At 68.2% G+C, this 26,954-nt stretch carries 18 protein-coding genes, 1 pseudogene and 1 riboswitch; of the genes and pseudogenes, 15 read left to right on the top strand and 4 right to left on the bottom strand.

Going from position 1 to position 26,954, the window contains the following annotated elements; genetic code table 11:
• The first annotated feature begins 9 nt into the window (after nucleotides 1–9).
• Both OG817_RS06075 and OG817_RS06080 read left to right on the top strand, forming a co-directional pair.
• Nucleotides 10–6,690: a polymorphic toxin-type HINT domain-containing protein gene (locus tag OG817_RS06075; protein WP_406052718.1), complete on the top strand. Its 6,681-nt coding sequence runs from the start codon at nucleotides 10–12 to the stop codon at nucleotides 6,688–6,690.
• Nucleotides 6,691–6,695: 5 nt separating this feature from the next.
• Complete coding sequence (locus tag OG817_RS06080) at nucleotides 6,696–7,514, top strand: hypothetical protein (protein ID WP_406052720.1); 819 nt, start codon at nucleotides 6,696–6,698, stop codon at nucleotides 7,512–7,514.
• A gap of 43 nt (nucleotides 7,515–7,557) precedes the next feature.
• Here OG817_RS06080 and OG817_RS06085 read toward each other — a convergent pair whose 3' ends face one another.
• Both OG817_RS06085 and OG817_RS06090 read right to left on the bottom strand, forming a co-directional pair.
• Nucleotides 7,558–8,844, bottom strand: coding sequence for a class I SAM-dependent methyltransferase (locus OG817_RS06085; protein ID WP_406052721.1), 1,287 nt, complete (start codon nucleotides 8,842–8,844; stop codon nucleotides 7,558–7,560).
• Nucleotides 8,841–10,220 (bottom strand): FAD-binding oxidoreductase, encoded by a 1,380-nt coding sequence (locus tag OG817_RS06090; RefSeq protein WP_406052723.1) that lies wholly within the window; start codon nucleotides 10,218–10,220, stop codon nucleotides 8,841–8,843. Before OG817_RS06090 ends, OG817_RS06085 begins: the two co-directional genes overlap by 4 nt.
• 76 nt (nucleotides 10,221–10,296) lie before the next feature.
• Between OG817_RS06090 and OG817_RS06095 the strand changes: the two genes are divergently transcribed.
• The 6 genes from OG817_RS06095 to OG817_RS06120 all read left to right on the top strand — a co-directional run bounded on the left by OG817_RS06095 (nucleotide 10,297) and on the right by OG817_RS06120 (nucleotide 15,611).
• Nucleotides 10,297–11,229, top strand: a complete 933-nt coding sequence (locus OG817_RS06095; RefSeq protein WP_406052724.1) for a 2-hydroxyacid dehydrogenase — start codon at nucleotides 10,297–10,299, stop codon at nucleotides 11,227–11,229.
• Between the two features lie 12 nt (nucleotides 11,230–11,241).
• Nucleotides 11,242–12,336, top strand: a complete 1,095-nt coding sequence (locus OG817_RS06100) for a WD40/YVTN/BNR-like repeat-containing protein (protein ID WP_406052725.1) — start codon at nucleotides 11,242–11,244, stop codon at nucleotides 12,334–12,336.
• Between the two features lie 2 nt (nucleotides 12,337–12,338).
• On the top strand, nucleotides 12,339–12,620 hold the full coding sequence (locus OG817_RS06105; protein WP_406052726.1) for a ubiquitin-like small modifier protein 1: 282 nt from the start codon (nucleotides 12,339–12,341) through the stop codon (nucleotides 12,618–12,620).
• 42 nt (nucleotides 12,621–12,662) lie between these two features.
• The gene (locus OG817_RS06110) at nucleotides 12,663–13,049 is read left to right on the top strand and encodes an AAA family ATPase (RefSeq protein WP_406052727.1); all 387 of its coding nucleotides are present in this window, start codon (nucleotides 12,663–12,665) and stop codon (nucleotides 13,047–13,049) included.
• Nucleotides 13,050–13,081: 32 nt separating this feature from the next.
• On the top strand, nucleotides 13,082–13,204 hold the full coding sequence (locus tag OG817_RS06115; protein WP_406052729.1) for a hypothetical protein: 123 nt from the start codon (nucleotides 13,082–13,084) through the stop codon (nucleotides 13,202–13,204).
• A 139-nt stretch (nucleotides 13,205–13,343) separates the two neighbouring features.
• Nucleotides 13,344–15,611, top strand: a complete 2,268-nt coding sequence (locus tag OG817_RS06120) for an MMPL family transporter (protein ID WP_406052730.1) — start codon at nucleotides 13,344–13,346, stop codon at nucleotides 15,609–15,611.
• Between the two features lie 5 nt (nucleotides 15,612–15,616).
• Here OG817_RS06120 and OG817_RS06125 read toward each other — a convergent pair whose 3' ends face one another.
• Nucleotides 15,617–16,528, bottom strand: coding sequence for a 5-aminoimidazole-4-carboxamide ribonucleotide transformylase (locus OG817_RS06125; RefSeq protein ID WP_406052732.1), 912 nt, complete (start codon nucleotides 16,526–16,528; stop codon nucleotides 15,617–15,619).
• Between the two features lie 27 nt (nucleotides 16,529–16,555).
• Nucleotides 16,556–16,640, bottom strand: a riboswitch (ZMP/ZTP riboswitch).
• Nucleotides 16,641–16,678: 38 nt separating this feature from the next.
• Between OG817_RS06125 and OG817_RS06130 the strand changes: the two genes are divergently transcribed.
• The 7 genes and pseudogenes from OG817_RS06130 to serA all read left to right on the top strand — a co-directional run bounded on the left by OG817_RS06130 (nucleotide 16,679) and on the right by serA (nucleotide 26,233).
• Complete coding sequence (locus OG817_RS06130; protein WP_406052734.1) at nucleotides 16,679–17,668, top strand: hypothetical protein; 990 nt, start codon at nucleotides 16,679–16,681, stop codon at nucleotides 17,666–17,668.
• Nucleotides 17,669–17,727: 59 nt separating this feature from the next.
• Complete coding sequence (gene ilvD / locus OG817_RS06135; protein WP_406052735.1) at nucleotides 17,728–19,395, top strand: dihydroxy-acid dehydratase; 1,668 nt, start codon at nucleotides 17,728–17,730, stop codon at nucleotides 19,393–19,395.
• Between the two features lie 294 nt (nucleotides 19,396–19,689).
• Nucleotides 19,690–21,438: an acetolactate synthase large subunit gene (locus OG817_RS06140; RefSeq protein ID WP_406052736.1), complete on the top strand. Its 1,749-nt coding sequence runs from the start codon at nucleotides 19,690–19,692 to the stop codon at nucleotides 21,436–21,438.
• Nucleotides 21,439–21,942, top strand: a pseudogene (gene ilvN / locus OG817_RS06145) (acetolactate synthase small subunit); the annotation flags it as partial. It lies immediately after the preceding gene.
• Between the two features lie 194 nt (nucleotides 21,943–22,136).
• On the top strand, nucleotides 22,137–23,156 hold the full coding sequence (ilvC, locus tag OG817_RS06150) for a ketol-acid reductoisomerase (protein ID WP_131356552.1): 1,020 nt from the start codon (nucleotides 22,137–22,139) through the stop codon (nucleotides 23,154–23,156).
• 165 nt (nucleotides 23,157–23,321) lie between these two features.
• On the top strand, nucleotides 23,322–24,518 hold the full coding sequence (locus OG817_RS06155; protein WP_406052738.1) for a serine protease: 1,197 nt from the start codon (nucleotides 23,322–23,324) through the stop codon (nucleotides 24,516–24,518).
• A gap of 116 nt (nucleotides 24,519–24,634) precedes the next feature.
• Entirely contained in the window at nucleotides 24,635–26,233 is a 1,599-nt protein-coding gene (serA, locus tag OG817_RS06160) for a phosphoglycerate dehydrogenase (RefSeq protein ID WP_360440792.1), read from the top strand.
• 136 nt (nucleotides 26,234–26,369) lie between these two features.
• Here serA and OG817_RS06165 read toward each other — a convergent pair whose 3' ends face one another.
• Nucleotides 26,370–26,936, bottom strand: a complete 567-nt coding sequence (locus OG817_RS06165; protein ID WP_396393984.1) for an O-methyltransferase — start codon at nucleotides 26,934–26,936, stop codon at nucleotides 26,370–26,372.
• Between the last annotated feature and the right edge of the window lie 18 nt (nucleotides 26,937–26,954).

The raw sequence follows: 26,954 nt of genomic DNA on the forward strand, positions 1-26,954 counted from the left end.
GGAACTCGAGTGCGATCACTTCACCGCAAGCGGCCGGCACTGGCCGCGCTGGTCACCTTGCTCGGCGTCAGCCTGGTTGCCGGGGTGGCGTCGTACGTCCCGGAGGCTGCGGCCACGACGACGAGCCGGCCGGCGCCGGAGGTGAAGAAGGAGAAGTCCACGCCGGGGAAGGATTTCGTCCCCGCGCCCGCGAAGCAGTCCAACCAGGCTGCCGAGGCTTCGAAGGCACCTGCGGCGCCGGTCTGGCCGGCGGCGTCGGTGTCGACCTTGGGCGCCTCGGTGCAGAGCAAGGTCGCCAGCTCGCCGGTCACCGCCGTCGTCACCTCGTCGGCACGCGGAACGGCGTCTCCGTCGGCGCGGCTGGAGGTGCTCGATCAGGCCGGCAGCCAACGGCTCGGTGTCACCGGTGTCGCGATGCGTGTCGCCCGGACCGATGCGCAGGCGGTGCCCGCGAAGGTGAAGGTCCAGTTCGACTACTCGAAGTTCGCCACCGCGTACGGCGGCGATTGGTCGTCCCGGCTCCAGTTGGTCCAGCTGACCTGCACCAGCGGGAACGCTTGCACTCAGCAACAGCCTCTCGCCACGACGAACAACAACGTGGACACCAAGGTCGTCTCCGGTGAGGTCGACCTCGCGCCGGCCGCGGCCGCCCAGTTCACCACACTGGCGCTGACGGCCGGCGTGTCCGGTCCGGCAGGTTCGTACGCCGCGACGTCTCTTTCGCCCTCGGCGACGTGGAACGTGGGTGCCCAGACCGGTGACTTCACCTGGAGCTACCCGCTCCGCGTCCCGCCGGGGACGGCCGGGCCGAAACCGGAACTGTCGATCAGCTACAGCTCGGGCTCGGTCGACGGGCAGGTCGCGTCGACCAACAACCAGACGTCGTGGATCGGTCAGGGACACTCGATGGAGCCTGGCTTCATCGAGCGCAAGTACGTGTCCTGCGCCGATGACATGACCAACAGCAACACGACCGTGAAGACCGGCGACCTGTGCTGGAAGTCCGACAACGCGGTCCTCTCGCTGGGCAGCCACTCCGGTGAACTCCTGAAGATCAGCAGCGACCCGGTCGCGAAGATCGACACGTTCCGGTTGAAGAACGACGACGGTTCGCTGATCCAGCGCCGCTACGGCGCGACGAACGGCGCCAAGGACGGCGAGTACTGGCAGGTCACGACCACGGACGGAACGAAGTACTCCTTCGGTCTCAACCCGAGCGTGCCCGGCAACGCCCGTTCCGACTCGGTCAGCACGGTCCCGGTCTTCGGCAACCAGGTCGGTGAGCCGTGCTACCAGGCGACGTTCGCCGCGTCGTACTGCACCCAGGCCTGGCGCTGGAACGTCGACCGGGTGGTTGACCTCAGCAACAACCTGATGAGCTACCGGTACATCCAGGAGAGCAACTACTACGGCCGCAACAACAACACCGGCGTCTCGATCTACCAGCGCGCCAGCTACCCGTGGATCATCGACTACGGAAAGGTCGCCGGCAGCACCGAGACGACCACGGCCGCGCCGACCCGGGTCTGGTTCGGCGTCTCCGAGCGGTGCCTCCCCGGTGGAACGGTGACCTGTGACCCGGCCCAGCTGACCGCGGCGAACGCCTCGCGCTGGCCGGACACGCCGTTCGACCAGCTCTGTACGTCGTCGACCACCTGCCCGAACCGGACCTCGCCGTCGTTCTTCACCCGCAAGCGGCTGACCACGATCAACACCGAGGTCCTCGGCAGCAACAACACCTACAACCCGGTCGACACCTGGACCCTGACCCAGGACTATCCGGCCACGGACGTCGCGCCGTCGTTGTTCCTGCGCTCGATCACCCACCAGGGCCGGGTCGGCACAGCCCTGACGAACCCGAGTGTCACGTTCACGGGAATCGACAAGCCGAACCGGGTCGACGCGATCGGCGACGGTGCTCCGGCCATGGTCAAGTACCGGGTGTCGTCGATCCAGTCGGAGTCCGGCCAGATCACCAACGTCAACTACAGCGACGCGGACTGCACACCGACCTCCAAGCCGGCCAGTGCCGCGACCAACACCAGACTGTGTTTCCCGGTCTACTGGACGATCGACGGCGGCGCCGCGCCGACGATGCATTGGTTCAACAAGTACGTGGTCACGTCGATCGCGGTCGACGACAACTCCACCGACGCTCCGGACCAGTTGACGTCGTACGAGTATCTGGGCACGCCGGCCTGGCACTTCGACGACAACGAGTTGACGCTGCTGAAGTACCGCAGCTGGGGTGACTGGCGCGGGTACTCCAAGGTCAACGTGAAGACCGGACCGGTCGGCAACCAGACCCAGACGCAGTACCTGTTCTTCCGAGGCATGCACGACGACTACCTCGATGCGGCGGGCACGACGAAGAAGACGGTCATCGTGACCGACAGCCAGGGCGGCACGGTCGAGGACGCGAATCGCTACAACGGCTTCGTCCGCGAAGAGATCACCTACAACGGCGCGGGTGGTGCCGAGGTCGAGGGCACCATCTCCACGCCGTGGGTCACCGCGACCGGCACCGCCGGCGGCGACACGGCGATGATCCTGCGGACGAAGTCGTCGGTCACCCGGACCCGGCTGAGCAGCGGCAGCTACCGGACCGCGGGGTCGGTGACCACGTTCGACACGGTGGGTCTGCCCACCCAGGTCGACGATCTCGGCGATCTTGCGATCACGTCGGACGACCGGTGTACCCGGTACACCTACAACCGCAACCAGGCCCTATGGCTGCTGAGCCCGGTGAGCCGCGAGGAGAAGGTGTCGGTCGCGTGCGGCGCGACGCCGAGCCGTCCCGCGCAGGTGATCTCCGACGAGCGCAGCTACTACGACGGCAAGACCGGCCTCGCGGACGCACCGGTGCGCGGTCTGGTCACCAAGGTCGAGAGCATGAGTGGCTGGGCCTCCGGCCCCGTCTACGAGCAGCGCTCGCGGACCGCGTACGACTCACTCGGCCGCATCACCGGGACCTGGGACGGCCTCAACCGGCAGACCAGCACCGTCGCCTTCACCCCGGCCACCGGCGGCCCGGTCACCGGTGTGACGACGACCGACGCGAAGGGCTACGCCAACGTCACCACGATCTCGCCGGCGTGGGGAGCCACGCTGTCCGAGGTCGATCCCAACGGACGCCGGACGGACCTGACGTACGACGCGTTCGGTCGGCTGACCGCGGTCTGGCTGCCGAACCGGTCGAAGGCCGGCGGTGCGACCGCCTCGATGATCTTCAGCTACCTGCTGTCGAAGACGGCGCCCAACGTCGTCGCCACTCAGGAGCTCAAGCCCGACGGCACGTACAAGACGAGCCGGACGCTGTTCGACGGTCTGTTGCGGCAACGGCAGGTGCAGACGCCTGCGGCGACCGGTCTCGGCCGGGTGCTGATCGACACCAGGTACGACGAGCGCGGCAATGTCGCGAGCCAGGACGGGCCGTACTACGACAACACGTCCGCACCCTCCAACGTCCTCTTCGACGCCAACGAGCCGAACCTGCCGGCCAGGACTCTGAACACCTACGACGGGGCCGGCCGCAATGTGCTGTCGCAGTTCGTCGTCCAGAACGCCGAGCAGTGGCGGACCGAGACGATCTACGGCGGCAACGCGGTGGCGACCATCCCGCCCGAGGGTGCGACCACCACCATCAAGATGCTCGATGCCCGGGGCAAGGTCTCGGAGCTGCGGCAGTTCCACGGGCGTGCCGCGGGTGGTGACTACGACTCGACGAAGTACACCTACACGCCGGACGACCAGCTCGAGACGGTCACCAATGCCGCGGGCAGTGTCTGGCGGTACGGCTACGACCTGCGCGGCCGCCAGATCCAGGCGGAGGACCCCGACAAGGGGACCACAACCACCGCGTACGACGCGGGGGACCGGGTGGTGTCCACCAAGGACGCGCGCGGGCAGGAGCTGTTCTTCTCCTACGACGAGCTGGACCGGAAGACCGCCGTACGCAACGGATCGGCGACCGGGCCGGTGTTGGCCAGTTGGGTTTACGACACCCTGGGCAAGGGGCTCCTGACCTCGTCCACCCGCACCGTCAACGGCAACAACTACGTGTCGGCCGTGACCGGGTACGACTCGATGGACCGGCCCGTCGGCACTCAGGTCGTCATCCCGGCGTCCGAGGGCAAGCTCGCCGGCACGTACACCAGCACCACGCAGTACAACCCGGACGGCACTGTCAAGAAGGCCAAGCTGCCCAGCACGCCGGGCCTGCCGGACGAGACCGTCGACCTGTACTACGACGCGTCCGGAAACCTGAACGCGATGGGTGGGTGGCAGGCGTACGTCAGCGAGACGACGTACGGCGAGTACGGCGACCCGCTGCAGTACCACGCCGGTCAGCAGACCGGGAAGGGTGTCTACCAGTCCTTCGAGTACGAGCAGGGCACGCGGCGGCTGGCCAAGATGAAGGTCGACCGTGAGGGCGTGCTGCAGACCGACGACACCTTCGTCTACGGGTACGACGACGCGTCCAACGTCAAGTCGATCTCGCATCAGTACGGCACGTCGGTCGATCTGCAGTGCTTTGCGACGGACTACCTGCAGCGGACAACGGAGGCGTGGACTCCGGCTGGTGCGTGTTCGGATGCCCGTTCGGCGTCCACCGTGGGCGGACCCGCGCCGTACTGGCAGTCGTATGCGTACGACGGGTCGGGCAACCGCACCTCTCTGGTCGACCACAAGGTGGCGGGGGACACCACGTCCACCTACGCCTACCCGGCGCCGACAGCCGTTCGGCCGCACGCTGTCACCGGCGTGGCTGCCGCAGGGCCGTCGGGCACGTCGGCTGACACCTACGGATACGACGCGGCGGGCAACATGTCGACGCGAACCGTTGCCGGTGACACCGACACGTTCAACTGGGATCCCGAGGGCCACCTGGAGTCGGTCAGCGGGCCGGACGGAGACACCAGCTTCGTGTACGACGCGGACGGCAGCCGGCTGATCCGCCACGATCCGAAGGGGGCGACGCTCTACCTCGCCTCGGCCGAGGTTCGCTGGGACAAGGCCGCGGACTCGGTCAGCTCGACCCGGTACTACGACTTCAACGGCGCGACGATCGCCATGCGCAACAACAGCTCCTCGGTCGAGTACCTGATGTCCGACCCGCATGGTACGGCGTCGGTCTCGGTCGACGGCCTGACGGCGGGCGTGTCCCGCCGCTTCATGGACCCGTTCGGCAACACCCGCGGTACGACGTCGCCGACGTGGGAACCGAACTCCCGCGGCTTCGTCAACGGTGTCGACGATTCGTCGACCGGGCTGACGCACCTCGGGGCCCGCGAGTACGACGCCAAGCTCGGCCGCTTCATCAGCGTCGACCCGCTGGTCGACATCGGTGACCCGCAGACGTTGAACGCCTACGCCTACTCGAACAACAGCCCGGCAACGTTCAGCGACCCCGACGGGATGATGTTCGTCGGTGGCAAGGGCGCCGACGGGTTCGAGGCCCGCAACGGCGGCTCGGACAACGTCGAGCAGTACCAGAAGTCCAAGAAGGAGGGCCGCGGCGGCTTCATCTCCTACAAGGACGACGACGGCAAGCAGGTCAACAGCTGGGAAGAGTCCGAGATCTCCCAGCACACCCAGAAGGTCAAGGAAACCAAGAAACGCATCAAGAAGGTCATCAAGGACCTGGTCAAGATCGTCGCCGACGAACTCGGCATCACCGACGCCCTCAACTGCTTCACCAACGGCGACCTGGGCGCCTGCGTCGCCACCGGCGTCACCGTCCTGGCCTCCTTCGTCGGCGGCATAGCCGGCAAACTCATCAGCAAATACCTCTTCAAGATGAAGAAGGCCTGGAAACTCATAGGCCGGATCAAAGACCTCGTCGGCGAAGCCATCGACGGCATCAAGGGCCTCCGCAAAGCCGAAGACGACCTCAAGGCCGCCAGCTGCGCCGTCAACTCGTTCAAACCAGGCACTCCCGTCCTGCTGGCCGACGGCACCACCAAGCCCATCGAACGGCTGACCCTGCACGACCAGGTCCAAGCCACCGATCCATCCACCGGCAAGACCTCGTCAGAACCAGTGGTCCGAACCATCATCGGCCAGGGCCAGAAAGACCTCGTCGACCTGACCATCAGCACGGTCGTCCGCAAGGGAACCACGCGCTCCGCGACCGTCACCGCAACCGCAGGACACCCGTTCTACGTCCCGTCGAGCGGCGAGTGGACCGATGCCGGCAAGTTGACAGTGGGCACCCGCCTGTCCGGCCGCACTGCCGATCAGACGGTGACGGTCGCGGCGACCAGGGCCTACTCCAAGCCCGCCCGCGTGTACAACCTCACCATCGGCTCGATCCACACCTACTACATCCAGGCAGGCACCACGCCGGTGCTGGTGCACAACACGAGCTGCAGGACGTTCGGACATCTGTCGCCGAGCGGACGGATGGATCTGCCCAACGAGGCGGGCGTGTACCGCATCGGAACGCACGACGGCACCACCTATGTCGGAAAGGCGTCGGACATCCACGGCCGCATCCATGGTGCCTTCAGGCCGGGCGGAGCGCTGCACGAGGCCGGCTACCGTCCGGAGGACGTCAGCTCACTCGACTGGATGGAGATGCCGGGAGCCACTGATCGTGAGCTGTTCCAGATGGAGAACCAATGGATCAAGCACGAAGGTGGCATCGGTAGCCTGGCCAACAGGATCAACTCTCCGGGTGCTGGATAGGAGCGATGGCGGTGGGCGGTGACGCGTTCAAGATCCTGCAGTGGAGTGGGGACTTTGATGGGGCCTGGGCGGACGGGGGACTGGAGAGGTATCGGCGGGAGGGATTCGACGGGCTGGATCTGACCCCAGGCGGGGCGTGGGCGCCTGCGAATCTGGGGTTCCTGGAGGAGCTGGAAGGGCTGCGGTTTCTCGAGGTGCGGGGGAAGGTGGCAGACGATCTTGCGGCCTTTCGCCACGTCGAGCTGGAGGAGTTGACGTTGGCCACGGGGTCGCGGCGAAGGGTCCCGGAGGTGGTGCGGCCGCGGCTCAAGGCTCTGTGCGTGACGGACCGGCCGGGCGTGGAGGTCGCTCAGCGATGGCCGAATCTCGAGCGGATCCGGATCGGTGGCTGGCGCGGCGCGGACCTGGGTCAGGTGGCGGGTGCGCAGCGGCTCAACCGCGTCTACCTGGAGGCCAAGAGGCAGCGGGGCACGCTGCGCGGGCTCGAGACGTGTACGGCGCTCACGGAGCTCATCAGCATCAATTACGCCGTCGAGGACACCGCGCCGCTGTCCGGGCTGCACAACCTGCGAGAGGTCAGGTTGATGGCGGCGTCGCCGACTCCTTCCCACAGCCGCGTGAGCTTCGCCGACCTCGCCGGTCCCGAGCTGACCAAGATCTGGATCTCGAACGCCCGCAACCTGCTCGACTTCGACGCACTCAGGTCTTTACCGAGACTGCGTGAACTCCGTTTGATCGGATGCGCCCTCCGGGGCTCGGACGCGGAGCTCCTGAAGTCGCTGCCCGCCTCCAGAGACGTTCGCATCATCGACCCCGTCGAGTAGACCAGAAGCTCCGGCGCACACTGCGCCGGAGCTTCGTCGGGTCTCAGCTGAGCCAGGTGGGGCGGAGGGGGAAGTGGGCGTTGGACTGGTTGTCCAGTTTTACGGCCAGGAACTGGTGGAGTTGGGTGTTGTTGCGTTCGAAGCCGACTCGGCAGGCGGCTAGGTAGAGGCCCCAGATCTTGGCGATGGGGTGGCCTACTTCGGCGACGGCCTCGTCCCAGTGGGTCTGGAGGTTGTCGGACCAGGCGGCGAGGGTGAGGGCGTAGTGCTCGCGGAGGTTCTCCGAGTGGCGGACCTCGAAGCCGGCGTCCTGGGCTTCGGCCATGATGCGGCCGGAGCCGATCAGTTCGCCGTCGGGGAAGATGTAGCGGTCGATGAAGGCGCCGGTGGAGCGGAAGCGGTTGTCCGGCCGGGTGATGCAGTGGTTCAGCAGCCGGCCGCCTGGCTTGAGCCGGTCCAGCAGGAAACCGAAGTACGACGGATAGTTGCGTACGCCGATGTGCTCGGTCAGGCCGATCGAGCTGATCGCGTCGAAGTCGCGCTCCGGCACGTCGCGGTAGTCGAGGAACCGTACCTCGGCCAGATCCTCCAGCCCTTCGGCCTTGATCGCCTCCGACGCCCACTCGGCCTGCGCCGACGACAACGTGACGCCCAGCGCGCGAACGCCGTACTCGCGGGCCGCGTGCCGGACCATGCCGCCCCACCCGCACCCGACGTCGAGCAGCCGCTGACCCGCCTTCAGGTCGAGCTTCCGCGCAACCAGGTCGTACTTCTCGTACTGCGCCTGCTCCAGGGTCGCGTCCGCGGACGGGTACACCGCGCAGGTGTACGTCATCGACGGCCCGAGGATCCACTCGTAGAAAGTGTTCGACACGTCGTAGTGGTGGTGGATCGCGGACTTGTCCCGGGTCCGCGAGTGGCGCAGTCCCTCGAACGTACGGCGCCACTTCGGCAGGTGCTCCTGCGGCGGGGGCGGCGGTGGTTTCAGATGGCTCCAGCCGAGCCCGCGGACGATGCGCAGCGCCTCCGCCGTCGTCGGCCGCTCGAAGTGCAGCTGGTTGAGCATCATCCGCATCAGCCCGTACGGATTGGCCGGGTGCACGCCGGTGATCTCCAGGTCGCCCATCACGTAGGCGCGGACCAGGCCGAGGTCGCCGGGCGCCGTGAGTACGTAGGACAGTCCACGCTCGGACGCGAGGTGCATGTGGATCGGCGAATCCTCCGGGCCGGTCGCGCTGCCGTCGTACGCCGTGAACCGGAACGGGAGACCGTCCGGGGTCACTGTCGTAAGTGCATCGGCAATCGAAACCTGGGTCGCAAGCGTCGTCATCGGCGCGTCACCGCCTTCTCGTAGAGCCCGGTGAGCCGGGCGTCGGGGTCGTACCGTTTCTTCACCGCGTTCAAGGCCGGAACGTTGTAGAGGCGGTCGAACGTGTCGCGGTCGTAGTAGGCATCGGAGTACAGCGACTTGTGGCCGTTGAAACGCGCGACGGCGTCCTCGATCGCCCGGTTCACGTCACCGTCGGCGGCACCGTCGGCCATGGCCACGGTGCCCCAGAAGCCAACGTTCACGTACGTCTCGCCGGGCTTCAGCGGATACAGCGGCCAGTCGATGGACCCGCGCAGCCGCAGCGGGCACAGCCACACCGGCCGCATCCCCACCTCGGCGTCGAACCAGCGCAGGAACCCGGCCAGCTGCGACGCCGGAATCTCGACGTCCTGGACCACGCGTTCGCGGTCGGCGTGGCCGCGCCGGCGATTGAGCCGCGCGGCGACGTGATGCCGGTTCTCGAAGCCGACGATCTTGTGGAACACGTCGCTGCGCCGCCAGCGTCGCGGCCACACCCGCCGTACCCAGGGGTTCTGCGCGCCGAACGCGGCCGAGCACCAGAACCAGTCGGTGTCCCAGCGCCACAGATAGTCGTGTGCGGTGAGGAAGTCGGTCGGCCGCTGCTGGATCGAGCGGTAGTAGATCTGCTGGCCGGTGTAGTCGCTGGTCCGCACCGCCGCGTCGCTGTTGCGGCCAAGCGTCAGATACGCCTCCGACGGCGTGAACGCCACCCCGTCGACGAAGTGCACCGGCTCGCCCTCGTACATGCCGGAGGCAACGATCTCCTCGATCGCCTGCCCGAGCCGGTCCAGGTCGACCCGCACATGCCGCAGCGCGACGTACGGCGAGATCCGGTCGAGCTCGATCCGCAGCCGGGTCGCGTAGCCGAGCGTGCCGTAGGAGTTCGGGAAGGTGCGGAACAGCTCCGCGTGCTCACCGTCGGGCCGGGCCGTGACGAGCTGGCCGGCCCCGGTGAGGATGTCGAGTTCGAGCACCGACTCGTGCGGCAGCCCGGCGCGGAACGACGACGACTCGATGCCGAGTCCGGTGACCGCGCCGCCGAGGGTGATGGTCTTCAACTGCGGGACGACCATCGGGGTGAGGCCGTGCGGCAGCGTCGCCGCGACCAGGTCCTCGTACGTGCACATGCCCTGGACGTCGGCCGTCCGCGCCACCGGATCGACAGCGATCACGCCGGTCAGTCCGGATACATCGAGGCCAGCCTGGTCGATCTCGGTTCTCGGCCGGAACAAGTTGGAACTGCGCTTCGCCAGCCGGACGGGCCTGCCTGCGGGGATCCGTTCGTACGACGCCCGCAGCTGCCCTACCGCCTGGTCGTGATCGAGAGTCCGAACCGGATCCGATGTCGAAGGCACCGATCCAGAGTACGACGACGCTTCGTGCCTGGCACGGGAGTTCACACTGTCGGAGTGGCCGAGTAGGTTCGTGGGCATGGCTGATGTGGTGAAGGCATGGCTGCCCTGGGAGGATCCCGACACCTTCCTCGGCGGGCTGCCCGCGGGTTTCGACGTGGACTTCTTCGATGGTGGCGAGCGGCCGGCGTCGCTCGCGGAGGTCGAGTTCTACGTTCCGGGGTACATGGGCGGTGACCGGGTGATCCAGGTCGTCCGGGAGATGCCGAATCTCAAGGTCGTGCAGACCCAGACGGCCGGGTTCGAGCATGTTGTGCCGCACCTGGCCGACGGAGTCACCTTGTGCAACGCCCGCGGCGTCCATGACGCGTCCACCGCGGAGCTGGCGGTCGGCCTGATCCTGGCGTCGTACCGGCGCCTGCCGCGAGCCGTCCGCAACCAGGAGCGGGAGGTCTGGCCGTCGTCGTACACCGAGCTGGACGACTCGCTCGCGGACCGGACAGTGATGATCCTCGGATACGGGTCGATCGGCGAGGCGCTGGAGCGGCGGCTGACCGGGTTCGAGTGCGAGATCATCCGGGTCGCCCGGCGGCCTCGGGAGGGTGTGCACCCGATCACCGACCTGCCTGAGCTGCTCCCGCGCGCGGATGTCGTCGTCGTTCTGACGCCGGCGACCGCCGACACGCGGGGGATGGTGGACGCGAAGTTCCTGGCCCAGCTGAAGGACGGCGCGCTGCTGGTCAACGTCGCACGCGGTGTCGTCGTGGACACGGACGCGTTGCTGGCGGAGCTCAGCTCGGAGCGGATCAGCGCCGCGCTCGACGTGACCCATCCCGAGCCGTTGCCCGCCGGACATCCGCTGTGGTCGGCTCCGAACGTTCTGATCAACCCGCACCGTGGCGGCGCGTCGACGGCGTTCGAGCCGCGAGTCGCCCGGCTGGTGCGTGCGCAGCTGGAGCGGTATGCGCAAGGGGAAGCACTCGTCAATGTGGTGGCGGGGCCGCCACGCTAAAGGAGGACAACGATGTCCGAGGCCGTACTGCTGATCGGGACCAAGAAGGGGCTCTGGATCGGGCGGAGTGACGCCGCGCGCCGGAAGTGGAGCCTGGACGGCCCGGTGCCGGAGTTCGAGATGCAGGGTGTGTACGCGGTCGGTATCGACCCGCGCGGCGACCAGCCCCGGCTGTTCGTCGGTGGGACGAGCGAGCACTGGGGCCCGGCGGTGTTCCACTCCGACGACCTCGGCAAGACGTGGGCCGAACCGCCCCAGGGCTCGATCGGCTTCCCTGAAGGCTCCGAGGCGTCGCTCGAGCGGGTCTGGCAGATCCAGCCGGCGCCCGAATCGCAGCCCGGAGTCGTGTACGCCGGGACGCAGCCGTCGGCGCTGTGGAAGTCGACCGACGGGGGAGTGACGTTCGAGCTGGTCCGGGGCCTGTGGGACCACCCGCACCGCAAGGAGTGGGGCGCCGGCTTCGGCGGTCAGGCGGTGCACACCGTGCTCCCGCACCCGACCGACCCCGGGCAGGTGAGTGTCGCGATGTCGACCGGTGGCGTGTACCAGACCACCGACGGCGGTGCGTCGTGGTCGCCGGCGAACCACGGGATCAAGGCGAAGTTCATGCCCGACCCGGATCCGGAGTTCGGTCAGTGCGTGCACAAGTTGGCCGGGCATCCCGACGTACCGGAGCGGATGTTCGCGCAGAACCACCACGGCGTCTACCGGTCCGACGACGGTGGCGCGATCTGGAAGTCGATCGCGGACGGACTGCCCTCGGACTTCGGGTTCCCGATCGTGGTGCATCCGCACGACCCCGACACCGTCTACGTCTTCCCGCTGGTCGCGGACGCGAACCGGATCCCCACCGAGGCCAACTGCCGCGTCTACCGGTCTCGCGACGCCGGGGCGACCTGGGAGCCGTTGTCCAGCGGGCTGCCCGACGTTTCGTTCGTACCTGTCCTGCGCGACGCGATGACGACCGACACGGCCGACCCGGCCGGGGTGTACGTCGGCACGCGCGACGGGTGCGTGTACGCGAGTGCGGACGCCGGTGACACGTGGGTCGAGGTGGCGAGTCACCTGCCGGACGTGCTCACCGTGCGCGCCGCGGTGCTGGGCTGACGATGGTCGCGGTCAGGCTGCCGACGGTGCTCAGACCGTTCGCGGGCGGAGCCGAGCGGGTCGAGATCGAGTCCGGCGTCGAGCCGACCGTTGCCTCGGTCTTCGCAGCCCTCGAGGCTCAGCACCCGGCGCTCCGCCGGCGCCTGACCGACGAGCAGGGTGCGATCCGTCGGCACGTGAACGTGTATCTGGGCAACGACAACATCCGCGACCTGGACGGTCTGGACACCAAGCTGCCCGCCGAAGCCGAGCTCCTCATCCTCCCCAGCGTCGCCGGCGGCTAAATGACTGCAGTTTCCGGGGCGGATTGGCTAGCGTCTCGCAGCATGAACGGCGAGCTCATCGTGCTGACCGGACCACCTGGCGCAGGCAAATCGACAGTGGCCGAGTTGGTTGCCACGGATGCGGAACGTCTGACCGTGCACCTCCTGACCGATCAGTTCTACACGGCCATCCGCACCGGCTTCGTGCCGCCGTACCTGCCTGGGTCGGCGGACCAGAACGACGTGGTCGTCGACGTGATCGTCGCGGCGGCGACGACGTACGCACGAGGCGGATACGACGTCGTGGTGGACGGGGTCGTCGGCCTCCATTACGTGCCACCGTTCCGCGCCGCCGCGGAGCGGGCCGGCCTGGTGCTGTCGTACGTCGTACTCCGGCCGGATCTCGAGACCACGCTGGCCGGGCCTGGGACCGGGGCGGCGACTCACTGAAGGATGCCGAGGCGATCACCGGGCTGCACCAGTTGTTCGCCGACCTGGGCGAGCTGGAGTCGCATGCGATCGACACCAGCGGCCTCGACGTGCAGCGGACAGCCGACGAAGTACGGCGTGCGGTCTCCTCCCAGCGCTTCCGCTTGGTCGGCTGACGACGAAGAGCGATCCTGCGGTGGCGTAGAGATACGGACAGTGACCAAGGGGTTGTCGCGGGGTCGCCCCCGGCCTACTGTCGCCGAAGGGGCGCGCGGCGTAGCCGGGCCTGGGGGCGCCTGGGGGAGGGGGCGCCCTGTGCATGTGATTCTGGATCGGCTCGGTCGAGGGGCCGCACGATTTCACTGGTTCGTGATCGCCGGCTGGCTGGTTGCCGTGGTCGGGCTGTTCGTCCTGCGGGCGGCGTTCGGCGGTACGTACGTCAACAACTACACGGTCCCCGGCAGTGAGTCGTCGGCTGGACTGACGATCCTGAACAAGGACTTCTCCACGGCCGGCGGGTACTCCGGATCGATCGTCTTCCACGCCAAGTCCGGGACGGTCTCCGAGCAGTCCGATGCGGTCAAGACGTCGATGGCGGCGGTCGGCAAGCTGCCTGACGTCGTCTCGGCCGTCGATCCGCTGGCGACGTCATCGACGGCGTACATCTCGAAGGACGGGAGCGTCGTCAACGCTCCGGTGTCGTTCTCGGTGGTGCCGGCCTCGCTCGACAGCAGCTACCTCGACAAGCTGGACGCGGCCGTCCAGCCGGCCCGCGCCGCCGGACTCGAGGTCGAGTACGGCGGAGGCGCCGGGCAGATCGGCAAGCAGGCCGACGATGCGCTCTCGGAGGCGATCGGTCTCGCGCTGGCGTTGCTGTTGCTGTTCCTGATGTTCCGGTCCATCGTCGCGTCCGCGCTGCCGTTGGTGGCCGCGATCTTCAGCGTCGGCGGCGGCCTGGCCATACTCGGTCTGCTCGCGGCCGTGAAGGACTTCCCGGTCTCGGCGCCGACGGTCGCCACCCTGCTCGGACTCGGTGTCGCGATCGACTACGGGCTCTTCATGGTGTCCCGCCATCGCGAACAACTCGACGACGGCCAAGGCGTCGAGGAGTCCGTCGGCCGGACCGAGTCGACCTCCGGTGCGGCCATCCTGGTCGCCGGTGGGACGGTCGTCATCGCGATTCTCGGCCTGTACGTGTCCGGCGTGCCGTTCGTCGGCGCACTCGGTCTGTCGTCGGCCATCGTGGTCGCGGTCACTGTGCTGGCTGCCCTGACACTCATCCCGGCCATGCTCGGTCTGGCGAAGTTCCTGGTACTGAACCGCAAGGACCGGCACCACCTGGTCGAGGAACAGGAGCTCGAGGCCGGCCTCGAGGACGAGGTGGCCGTGGCCGAACACCGTGCCGAGGAGCGCGAGCGGCGCGACCTCAAACACGAGCAGAGCGCCTTCGCGCGCTGGGGACGCAAGGTCAGCGACCGGCCGTGGCCGTACGGCATCGTCGCCACGCTGGTGCTACTCGTCCTGGCGATCCCGCTGCTGTCGATGAACCTCGGCCAGCTCGACGCCGGCACGGATCCGGCGCAGGACTCGAGCCGGAAGGCGTACGACCTGGTGGCCCAAGGCTTCGGCCCGGGTGCCAACGGTCCGCTGACGGTCGTCGTACAGCTCCCGTCCGAGAGCTCCACCGACAAGCAGACCTTGCTGAACGGTCTCGCGTCGACGCTGCAGAAGACGTCCGGCGTGGCCGCCGTACAGCCGCCGAGCCTGAACAGCTCCGGTACGACGGCGATCATCAACGTCATCCCGACCACGTCGCCGTCCGCGGCGGAGACCGAGGACCTGGTCAACCGGATCCGGGACGACGTACTCGCCGGGCAGAAAGAGCCCACCTTCGTCGTCGGCACCACTGCCGGGTACGTTGACTTCACCGAGAAGGTGTCCGGGCGGATGCTGTGGCTGATCGGGGCTGTGGTGCTGCTGGCGTTCCTGCTGCTCACAGTCGCGTTCCGATCGCTCCTGATCGGGATCAAGGCCGCGATCCTCAACCTGCTGTCGGTCGGAGCCGCGTACGGCGTGATCGTCGCGGTGTTCCAATGGGGCTGGGGATCCTCGTTGGTCGGGATCGACGAGAAGGTGCCGATCCCGTCGTTCGTACCGATGTTGATGTTCGCGATCGTGTTCGGGTTGTCGATGGACTACGAAGTCTTCCTGCTGTCCCGGGTGCACGAGGCGTGGATCGCGACCAAGGACAGCCACCGTGCCGTGGCGATCGGGATCGGCGCGACGGCCCGGGTCATCACCACGGCGGCCGCGATCATGATCGTGGTCTTCCTCAGCTTCGTCCTCGACGACGACCCGACGGTCAAGATGCTCGCGGTCGGCATGGCAGTCGCCGTACTGATCGACGCCAGCATCGTCCGGATGGTCTTGGTCCCGTCCGTCATGACACTCCTCGGCGACCGCGCCTGGTGGCTACCCCGATGGCTCGACCGCATCGTCCCCGACATCCAACTGGAAGGCGGCCCGCCCGCCCCACCCCCACCAACCCCCCAAGAAACCCCCAAGGTCGAACCCGTCTCCTGACCTGCTCAGTGGCGGAAGAGGCGTACGCCGGTTCGTGACAGGGTGATTCCGCGGGCAGCGCACGCCTCGGCGACCTCGTCGGAGCGGATCGAGCCGCCGGGTTCGGCGATGTGGGCTACGCCGTGGCGGTGGGCTTCGTCGATGTTGTCGACGAAGGGGATGGCGCCGTCGGAGACCATCGCGACGCCGGTCGGCGGCTCGGACGAGCGGCGGGACCACCACTCGTCTGCCTTCTCGCCGGCCAGTCGGACGCAGTCGACTCGTGACTGCTGGCCGGCGCCGATGCCGATCGTCGTACCGTCCTTCACCATCGCGACCGTGTTCGACTGCGTGTTCCGCGCCACGATCATCCCGAGCAACAAGTCTCGGGCTGCTGCATCCGGCACGCCCGGATCCAGCAGCTCACGAGTCAACGGCAGGTCGTCCCGCTGCTGCGTCAGCCGTAGCCCGTACACCTCGCGCACCTCGTGCTCCGGAGGCTCGAAGGACGCATCGGCTTCGAGGACGAGAAAGGTCCCACGCTTCTTCCCGGCCAACACTCCGAGGACGCCCTCGTCGTACCCGGGCGCAATGATCCCGTCGCTCACGACCCGCTTGAGCACGCGCGCAAGCTCGGCATCAATCGGATGCGACACCGCAACGAAATCGCCGTACGACGACTTCGGATCGGCATCACGGGCGCGCACATATGCGGCACTCACCGAGTCCGCCAGCGCGGCACCGGCAGGGGAGACGTGCTTGTACGACGCCGCCGCGACCACCCCGAACGCCCCAGCTGCCTCCCGCACGAGCTGCCAACCGGTGAGCGCATCCAAGACATTGATGTACGACGGACTCCCGCTGACGACTGTGAACGGCGCCCGACCGGACACCGGGGTCATCGTGGCGGACTGGTGTGGGTTCATTCCATAACGCATCCAGCGACCTCCGAGATCGAAACACATCGGAGGCGCCCAGGCGGACGACGCCTTGCTTACCGGCCGACCGCTCCCCGGTGGTACTCCACCCTCGCCAGTCGCGATCGTTCGGCAGTCTATTCGAGCAACCCGCACACGTACGATCCGAGCATGGGGATCTTCTCTCGCAAGGCCGTGGATGTCTCCAGGCTTCGGCTTGATCAGGCGTGGGCCGATCCCGAGCTCGATCGGGCGTACGCCGCTGTGCGTGCGGGGGATCTGTCGACGGGGATGGCGTTGCTGAAGGCGACGCCGGTGAATACCGGGCTGCGGTCGGTGCGGGTGGTGGGGCTGGGGCAGGCAGCGGTCGGGCACAGTGAGCAGTTGGAGTTGCGGCTGGAGGCATTGCCCGGGGATGCGGATCTGCTGCTGTGGCTTGGGCAGACGTTGGTGTTCGAGGCCTGGGAAGTGCGGAGCGGGAGTCTCGCGAAGTACGTCTCCGAGCAGCAGTTCGCGTCCTTCCACGACGTCCTCGGGACCGCGGGCGCAGTACTGAATCATGCAATCGATGCAGCGCCCGACGATGCGGCCCCGTGGGAGGTGCTGCAGTGGGTGACGGTTGGACCGCAGTCGTCGATGGAGGTGAAGGACAAGGTCTTTCGGTCCGCGGTGGACCGGCATCCCGACAGCTACGCCGCGCACAGCGGACGGGTGCAGGTGCTGGCCCCGAAGTGGTCGGGCCTGGAGCTGGCCGAGCTCGTGCACTTCGGTCATCAGGTGGTGGCGAACGCACAGCCGGGTAGCGCCCTGTGTGCCGTCGCCGCACAGGTAATCAACGAGGTGTGGGTCGACGTACTCGGCGACAGCGAGCTCTCCCGGCTGCAGCGCGGCGCCCGCCTGACGCACGAGGTCTCGAACCGGCGGGAGGAACTGCTGGCCGCCCGGGACAAATGGTGGACCCCCGGACGCGAGCAACAGCCGGAGGACATCTCCGCCCACGGGGCGATGGCGTTCGCGTTGAAGGCGGTCGGCGCGAAGGCAGCGGCAATGGAGCACGCCGCCCTGACCACAGGCCGGATCGAGAGCCTGCCCTGGGGCTACACCAACGCCCCCGACCCCCTCACCGCCTTCGCCACCGCGGTGGCACACCAGATGTCCTGAGACCCGGCGCGGCCGGACGAGGGCAGCGTTGTTGATTTACGAGGAATAGAGTGACCGGCATGGTCGATGTGAAGCCACGGAGCCGGACGGTGACCGACGGGCTGGAGGCGACCGCATCGCGCGGGATGCTTCGCGCGGTCGGGATGGGTGACGACGACTGGGCCAAGCCACAGGTCGGAGTCGCGTCGAGCTGGAACGAGATCACCCCGTGCAACCTGTCCCTGGACCGGCTCGCGAAGGCGGTCAAGGAAGGCGTGCACGCGGCCGGCGGTTATCCGCTGGAGTTCGGCACGATCAGCGTGTCCGACGGCATCTCGATGGGCCACGTCGGCATGCACTACTCGCTCGTCAGCCGCGAGATCATCGCCGACTCGGTCGAGACCGTGATGGAGGCCGAGCGGCTGGACGGCTCGGTCCTGCTGGCCGGCTGCGACAAGTCGCTGCCCGGCATGCTGATGGCCGCGGCCCGGCTCGACCTGGCCTCGGTCTTCCTGTACGCCGGTTCGATCATGCCCGGCAGGCTCGGCGACAAGGACGTCACGATCATCGACGCGTTCGAGGCGGTCGGTGCCTGCCTGCGTGGCCTGATCACGCAGGACGAGGTGGACGCGGTCGAGCGCGCTATCTGCCCGGGCGAAGGCGCCTGTGGCGGCATGTACACCGCGAACACCATGGCCGCCTCCGCCGAAGCGCTCGGTATGTCGCTCCCCGGCTCGGCCGCACCGCCCGCGGTCGACCGTCGTCGCGACGGCTACGCGCGCAAGTCCGGCGAAGCCGCGGTCGGCCTTCTGCAGAAGGGGATCACGGCCCGCCAGATCCTCACCAAGGAAGCCTTCGAGAACGCGATCGCCGTCGTGATGGCGCTCGGCGGCTCGACGAACGCCGTACTGCATCTGCTCGCGATCGCGCGCGAGGCCGACGTCGACCTGACCCTGGCGGACTTCAACCGGATCGGCGACCGGGTCCCGCATCTCGGCGACCTCAAGCCGTTCGGGCGCTACGTGATGACCGACGTGGACCGCGTCGGCGGCATCCCCGTCGTCATGCGATCGCTGCTCGACGCCGGTCTGTTGCATGGCGACTGCCTCACGGTCACCGGCAAGACGATGGCTGAGAACCTCGCCGACATCGCCCCGCCGGATGTCGACGGCACGATCATCCGCGCGCTGGACAAGCCGATCCACGGCACCGGCGGCATCACGATCCTGCACGGCTCGCTGGCGCCCGAGGGCGCGGTGGTGAAGAGCGCCGGCTTCGACTCCGACGTCTTCGAAGGTACGGCGCGAGTCTTCGACGGGGAGCGCCCGGCCATGGACGCGGTCGCCGGACTCAACCCCGGCGACGTCGTGGTGATCCGCTACGAAGGCCCGAAGGGTGGCCCCGGGATGCGCGAGATGCTCGCGGTCACCGGCGCGATCAAGGGCGCGGGCCTCGGCAAAGAGGTCCTGCTGCTCACCGACGGCCGTTTCTCCGGCGGTACGACGGGACTCTGCGTGGGCCATGTCGCGCCGGAGGCCGTCGACGGCGGCCCGATCGCGTTCGTCCGTGACGGCGACCGGATCACCCTCGACGTCAAGAACCGCACGCTCGACCTGCACATCAGCCCGGAGGAACTCGAACGCCGCAAGGTTGGCTGGACCCCGAAGACCCCGGCGATCACCAAGGGCGTGCTCGGCAAGTACACCCGCCTGGTCCGCTCCGCATCCGAAGGGGCTGTCTGCATCTAAGACAGTCATCTCACGATATGAGACAACGCCGAGCCGAACTTGACCCGATCGCATTCCGTCGGCGACTGTTGCCTACATGCGATCGATTCTCCTCGTACTTGTGCGGCGCGCCGACTGACGCGACCACTGAGTCGAGCGCGCCCCTTCAGCCAACCGGCGGAAGGGGTTTTTTGTTGCCAATGCGACTATCTGCGACCCAGATATCGCGAAGCAGCAGCCACAAGCGAGGATGGATCGGTCGCGACAAGCCAGATCGTCAAGGCCATATCGTGACAGGACTGAGGGAAGGCACTCATGAGTGAGCAGCTGACCGGGGCACAGGCTCTGATCCGCGCACTGGAACATGCCGGAGTGGACACCGTCTTCGGCATCCCGGGTGGCGCGATCCTCCCGGCGTACGACCCGATGCTCGACTCGACCCAGATCCGCCACATCCTGGTACGTCACGAGCAGGGCGCCGGCCACGCCGCCCAGGGGTACGCCTCGGCGTCCGGCAAGACCGGCGTGTGCATGGCGACCTCCGGGCCCGGCGCGACCAACCTGGTGACGCCGATCGCGGACGCGTACATGGACTCGGTCCCGTTGGTCGCGATCACCGGCCAGGTGGCCAGCGCCGCGATCGGGACGGACGCCTTCCAGGAGGCCGACATCCGCGGCATCACGATGCCGATCACCAAGCACAACTTCCTGGTCAACGACCCGAACGACATCGCCACCACGGTGGCCGAGGCGTTCTACATCGCCTCGACCGGCCGGCCCGGTCCGGTGCTCGTCGACGTGACCAAGGACGCGATGCAGGCGCGGGTCGACTTCCAGTGGCCGACCGAACTGTCGCTGCCCGGCTACCGGCCGGTGACGCGGCCGCACCCCAAGCAGGTGCGTGAGGCGGCCCGCCTGATCGCTGCGGCCGAGAAGCCGGTCCTGTACGTCGGCGGCGGTGTGATCCGGGCTCAGGCCCACGCCGAGCTGAAGGAACTCGCGGAGCTCCTCGGCATCCCGGTGGTGACCACGCTGATGGCCCGCGGCGCGCTGCCGGACACCCACGACCTGCACTTCGGTATGCCGGGCATGCACGGCTCGGTCTCCGCGGTCGGCGCGCTCCAGCGCTCCGATCTGCTCATCTGCCTGGGTGCCCGCTTCGACGACCGGGTGACCGGCAAGCTCGACTCGTTCGCCCCGGAGGCGAAGGTCATCCACGCCGACATCGACCCGGCCGAGATCGGCAAGAACCGGGCCGCCGACGTGCCGATCGTGGGTGACTGCAAGGAGGTCATCACCGACCTCATCGCCGCGCTCCAGACCGAGATCGCGAACGCCGGCCGGACCCCGTCGTACGACACCTGGCGGCACCAGCTCGAGGCCGTGCGGGCCAAGTACCCGGTCGCGTACGACGAGCCCGAGGACGGCAGCCTGTCCCCGCAGTACGTGATCGAGCGGATCGGCCAGATCGCCGGCCCGGACGCCATCTACACCGCGGGCGTCGGGCAGCACCAGATGTGGGCCGCGCACTATCTCCCGTTCGAGAAGCCGCGTCACTGGCTGAACTCCGGCGGCCTCGGCACGATGGGGTACGCCGTTCCGGCCGCGATGGGAGCCAAGGTCGCCCGGCCGGACAAGACCGTGTGGGCGATCGACGGTGACGGCTGCTTCCAGATGACCAACCAGGAGCTGGTCACCTGTGCGCTGGAGGGCATCCCGATCAAGGTTGCCGTGATCAACAACCAGTCGCTGGGCATGGTCCGGCAGTGGCAGACCCTGTTCTACGACAAGCGTTACTCCAACACCGATCTGCACTCGGCCCAGATCCCGGACTTCGCCAAGCTGGCCGAGGCGATGGGCGGCGTCGGGCTGCGCTGCTCCGACCGCGACTCGGTCGACGCCACGATCGAGAAGGCGATGGCGGTCACCGACGCGCCGGTGGTGGTCGACTTCGTCGTGCACCGCGACGCGATGGTCTGGCCGATGGTCGCGGCCGGCACCAGCAACGACGACATCCAGATCGCCCGCGACATGGCGCCGGCCTGGGACACCGAGGAGCTCTAAATGTCGAAACACACTCTGAGCATCCTGGTCGAGAACAAGCACGGTGTGCTGGCCCGGGTGGCCGCGCTGATCTCGCGCCGCGGGTTCAACATCGACTCCCTCGCGGTCGGTCCGACCGAGCACCCGGAGGTGTCCCGGATGACCATCGCGGTCAGCGTGGACGAGCAGCCTCTGGAGCAGATCACCAAGCAGCTGAACAAGCTGGTGAACGTGATCAAGATCGTCGAACTCGAACCCAGCCAGACCGTGCAGCGTGAACTGCTGCTGGTGAAGGTCAAGGCGGACACCCTGACCAGGGGACAGGTGCTGGAGACCGTCCAGCTGTTCCGTGCGAAGGTGGTGGACGTGGCTCCGGACGCGATCACGATCGAGGCGACCGGCAATCCCGAGAAGCTCGAGGCCATGCTGCGGGTGCTGGAACCGTTCGGCGTCCGCGAGCTGGTGCAGTCCGGCATGGTGGCGATCGGCCGGGGCAGTCGCTCCATTTCCGACCGCACGCTACGGCCGGTCCCGGTGCCACCGCCGCACGTCGCGTCGGGTCCCCCGAACCTGCAGGCGCAACCCGCCGAGCGCCCCCATCACCCGGTGCCGGCGCCGCCGCCGGGCCGACCCGTGGCCCCGGCCCGCCAGGGCTGAGCCGACAACAAGCGCCGTACCGAATATCTACAGAGGAGAAGAGCGCCAAAGTGGCTGCTGAAATGTTCTACGACGACAACGCCGACCTGTCGGTGATCCAGGGCCGCCACGTGGCCGTTCTCGGCTACGGCTCCCAGGGCCACGCGCACGCGCTGTCCCTGCGCGACTCCGGCGTCGACGTCCGGGTGGGCCTGCCCGAGGGCTCCAAGAGCCGGGCCAAGGCCGAGGCCCAGGGCCTGCGCGTACTCAGCCCGGCCGAGGCGGTGGAGGAGGCCGACGTGATCGTCGTCCTCGCGCCGGACCCGGCCCAGCGCAAGCTCTACAAGGAGGCCATCGAGCCGAACCTGGTCGACGGTGACGCGCTCGTCTTCGGTCACGGCTTCAACATCCGGTTCGGCTACATCAAGCCGCCGGCCGGCGTGGACGTGTTCATGGTCGCCCCGAAGGGCCCGGGCCACCTGGTCCGCCGTGAGTACACCGAGGGTCGCGGCGTACCCGTGCTGGTAGCGGTCGAGCAGGACGCCACCGGCAAGGCGTGGGACCTCGCGCTGTCGTACGCCAAGGGCATCGGCGGCCTCCGGGCCGGCGGCATCAAGACCACCTTCACCGAGGAGACCGAGACCGACCTGTTCGGTGAGCAGGCCGTCCTCTGCGGTGGCGTGTCCGCGCTGATCCAGAACGGCTTCGAGGTACTGACCGAGGCTGGCTACCAGCCCGAGGTCGCGTACTTCGAGTGCCTGCACGAGCTCAAGCTCATCGTCGACCTGATCTACGAAGGCGGCATCGCCAAGCAGCGCTGGTCGGTCTCCGACACCGCCGAGTACGGCGACTACGTGTCCGGGCCCCGCATCATCGACGCGTCGGTCAAGCAGCGGATGAAGGAGGTCCTCGGCGACATCACCGACGGCACCTTCGCGGCCCGCTTCATCGCCGACCAGGACGCCGGCGCGCCGGAGTTCGCCGAGTTCCGCAAGCAGAGCGAGTCGCACCCGATCGAGGCGGTCGGCAAGGAACTGCGCGGCCTGATGGCCTGGGTCAAGTCCCACGACGAGGACTACGTGGAGGGCACGGCAGCCCGCTGACACCACCATGTGATAGGCCCGGACCATCCAGGTGGGTGGTCCGGGCTCAGGGCGTGTCTCACAGTTCCCCGCCTACTGCGCGGCACTGTGAGACCCGCCCTGTTCTTTGGCACAATCGGTGACGATTGTGGTCTGGACTGGTGATGGTGGGGGAGGTGAGCCTCGGTGGAGGACGGCAGGCATGCGCTGCCGCGGCCGCCCCGGCGCGTGCCGGTGGGCGCCGGCGTCCTCACCCAACTGCAGACCCCGGCCCCGCGGGCCCCACGCCGTGGACGACGGCCGCCGTGGAAGTTCGGCCGGTTCCTGGCCGGACTCCTCGTCGTACTGCTGATCCTCGGCGCCGGCGCTTCGGCCGGCTGGCTGATCCGCGCGCAGAGCCTCAAGATCGACACCGCGAAGGTCCTGGACCTGGCCGGCCCGGGGGTCGTCCGGGTCCTGGCGACGACGTGCGCGGGGAACGGTGAAGCGAGCGGGGTCGTGATCGGTGACGGGCTGGTCCTCACCGCCGCATCCGCGATGAAGCAATCGCTCTCGATGGCGATCGTGACCCCGGACGGCCGGATCCGCCGGGCCAACCTGCTCGGGACCAGTGCGGACGGAGTCGCCGTACTGCGCATGATCGGGCGACTCGACGACGACCCGGTGCCGCTGGCGCCGACGGACCCGGACCGGAAGGCCGAGCGCGCCCACATCGGCTACACCGCCGCGGGGAGGCAGGCGATCCAGAAGGTCGGTACGACGGATCGCCCGCGGGCGCTGACCGAGATCATGAACACGGCCAAGCTCGGTGGGCCGGTCGTCGACAAGTCCGGCCAGGTCGTCGGCCTGGTCGTCGGTGACACCGCCGCGACCGCGAGCATCGTCCCGGTCGCCCGGTTGCGCGAGTACGTCGTACCGAACGCGCCGGCGCTCACGCCTGAACCGGGCGGCACCTGTGACCGGTCGCGCGGACCGCAGACCCCGATCGTCCCGGAACTGCTGGTCTCGAAGACCAAGCTGGCGATCGAGGCGCAGGGACTGCTCGGCACCTACCTGACGCTGATGAACCAGCACGACTTCGGCGGGCTGCGGACGGCCTACTACTCCAAGCGGCTGCTCGGCGCGCTGTCGGAGAAACGGGACCGGGACAGCCACCAGACGACGTACTTCTTCGGCGCCAGGATCACCGAGGTGACCACCAACGCGCTGGGCGTGAACGTCCGGATGATGTTCACCGTGCTGTTCTCGCCGAACTCGAGCGGTGCGAAGGGTCAGACCTGCAACCGGCTGGACGTCCGCTATCGTCTGGTCCGGGAGGGCAACCGGCTCAAGGTCGACCAGGGCAGTTCGGTGAACCTCCCGCAGAGCTGCGACACCGACTGACCGTCATTCGGGTCGCCCGGCGGGTCTGACCGGTGACCAGGTACTATCTCATCAGCGGGCACAGCGCGGTGCTCTGAACTTTCGAGCCCCTACCGCTTCTGCAGGAGACTTCTCCCATGACTGACGTAACCCGGCCCGTCGTCCTGATCGCCGAAGAGCTGAGCCCGGCCACCGTCGAGGCCCTCGGCCCCGATTTCGAGATCCGGCACACCAACGGCGCCGATCGCGCCCAGCTGCTCCCGGCCATCGCCGACGTCGACGCCATCCTGATCCGCAGCGCCACCAAGGTGGACGCCGAGGCGCTGGCCGCGGCCAAGCGCCTGAAGGTTGTTGCCCGGGCCGGCGTCGGCCTGGACAACGTGGACGTGAAGGCCGCCACCCAGGCCGGCGTGATGGTGGTCAACGCGCCGACCTCCAACATCGTCAGCGCCGCCGAGCTCGCGGTCGCGCTGCTGCTGGCCACCGCGCGCCGGGTGCCGGCCGCCGACCAGTCGCTGAAGAACGGCGAGTGGAAGCGCAGCAAGTACTCCGGTGTCGAGCTGTTCGAGAAGACCGTCGGCATCGTCGGCCTCGGCAAGATCGGTGTCCTGGTCGCGCAGCGGCTGGCCGCCTTCGGCATGAACGTGATCGCCTACGACCCGTACGTGCAGGCCGGCCGGGCCGCTCAGATGGGTGTGCGGCTGGCGTCTCTCGACGAGCTCCTCGCCGCCAGCGACTTCATCTCGGTGCACCTGCCGAAGACCCCGGAGACGATCGGCCTGATCGGCGACGAGGAGCTGCACAAGGTCAAGCCCGAGGTCATCGTCGTGAACGCGGCCCGCGGCGGCATCGTCGACGAGCAGGCGCTCTACTCCGCGCTCAAGGAAGGCCGGGTGGCCGGCGCCGGCCTGGACGTGTTCGCGTCCGAGCCGTGCACCGACTCGCCGCTGTTCGAGTTCGAGAACGTGATCGCCACCCCGCACCTGGGCGCGTCCACCGACGAGGCGCAGGAGAAGGCCGGCATCGCCGTGGCCAAGTCGGTCCGGCTGGCGCTGTCGGGCGAGCTGGTGCCGGACGCGGTCAACGTCCAGGGCGGTGTGATCGCCGAGGACGTCCGGCCGGGCATCGGCCTGACCGAGAAGCTGGGCCGGATCTTCACCGCGCTGGCCGGCGGCGTCGCGCAGCAGCTCGACGTCGAGGTCCGCGGCGAGATCACGCAGTACGACGTGAAGGTGCTCGAGCTGGCCGCGCTGAAGGGCGTCTTCGCCGATGTGGTCGAGGACAACGTGTCGTACGTGAACGCGCCGCTGCTGGCGGCCGAGCGGGGCCTCGAGGTCCGGCTCGTCACCGACCACGACAGCCCCGAGCACCGCAACCTGATCACCCTGCGCGGGACCCTTGCCGACGGCATCCAGGTGTCGGTGTCCGGCACGCTGATCGGCGTCCGGCAGTCGGAGCGGCTGGTCGAGATCGACGGGTTCGACGTCGAGATCGAGCTGTCCGCGCACCTGGCCTTCCTCACCTACGAGGACCGGCCGGGCATCGTCGGCCAGATCGGCCGCATCCTCGGCGACGCGGAAGTGAACATCGCCGGCATGCAGGTCAGCCGGGACCGCAAGGGCGGCAAGGCGCTGGTCGCGCTGGCTGTCGACTCGGCGATCGCGACCGGCGTACTGGACGACATCGCCGGTGCGGTGCAGGCCGATACGGCTCGCACTGTGGACCTGGAGGCGTAATTCAGACGAACGACTGATTTACTGGAGGCGGTCGGCCGCCCGCAGGCGCATGGCGGCCGGCAAGGGCCCGAGCCACCTATGGCTCGGGCCCGCCTTCGTTCTCGGCTGTTTCAGTGCCTGTGTTTCAGGGCCAGTGTCAGTGCCGGGTGGCCAGCAGTACGGCGGCGTCCGGCGCGACCATCACCTCGACGGTGGTGAACCGCTTGTCCATCAGCCATTCCTGCCGGAGCGTGTCGACCCGGCCTTCGTACATGGGCGGCCAGACCGCCGATGGCGTGAAGTCGTCCAGGACGACGAAGCCGCCCGGCTCGACGACGTCCGCGATGATGTCGCGGGCCGACAGCTTCGCCTCGCGGGCGTCCACGAACAGCAGCGCGAACGGGCCGCGCTCGATCAGGGCGGTCCAGTCGGCCGAAACGACCTCGATCCGCTCGTCGGCGGCGAACAGCTCCGCCACCGCCTGCGCCAGCTGCGGGTCGCTCTCCGCGGTGACGATGCGGGTGCTCTCCGCGGCGCCGCTGCGCAACCACGCGGAGCCCACGCCACAGCCGGTCCCGAGCTCACCGAGCAGACCGGTCCTCGACGCGGCGAGAGTCGCCAGCAGCCGGCCGGTCTCGTTCCTGGTGGAGCTGACGAATCCACGCCGGCCGGACAGGCTGAGGGCCGCTGAAACCAGCGGCGGCAGTTCTGGAGGAGCACTCACCGGTTGAGAGTTGCACAG

The sequence above is a fragment of the Kribbella sp. NBC_00889 genome (assembly GCF_045207705.1).
Taxonomy (GTDB): Bacteria; Actinomycetota; Actinomycetes; order Propionibacteriales; family Kribbellaceae; genus Kribbella.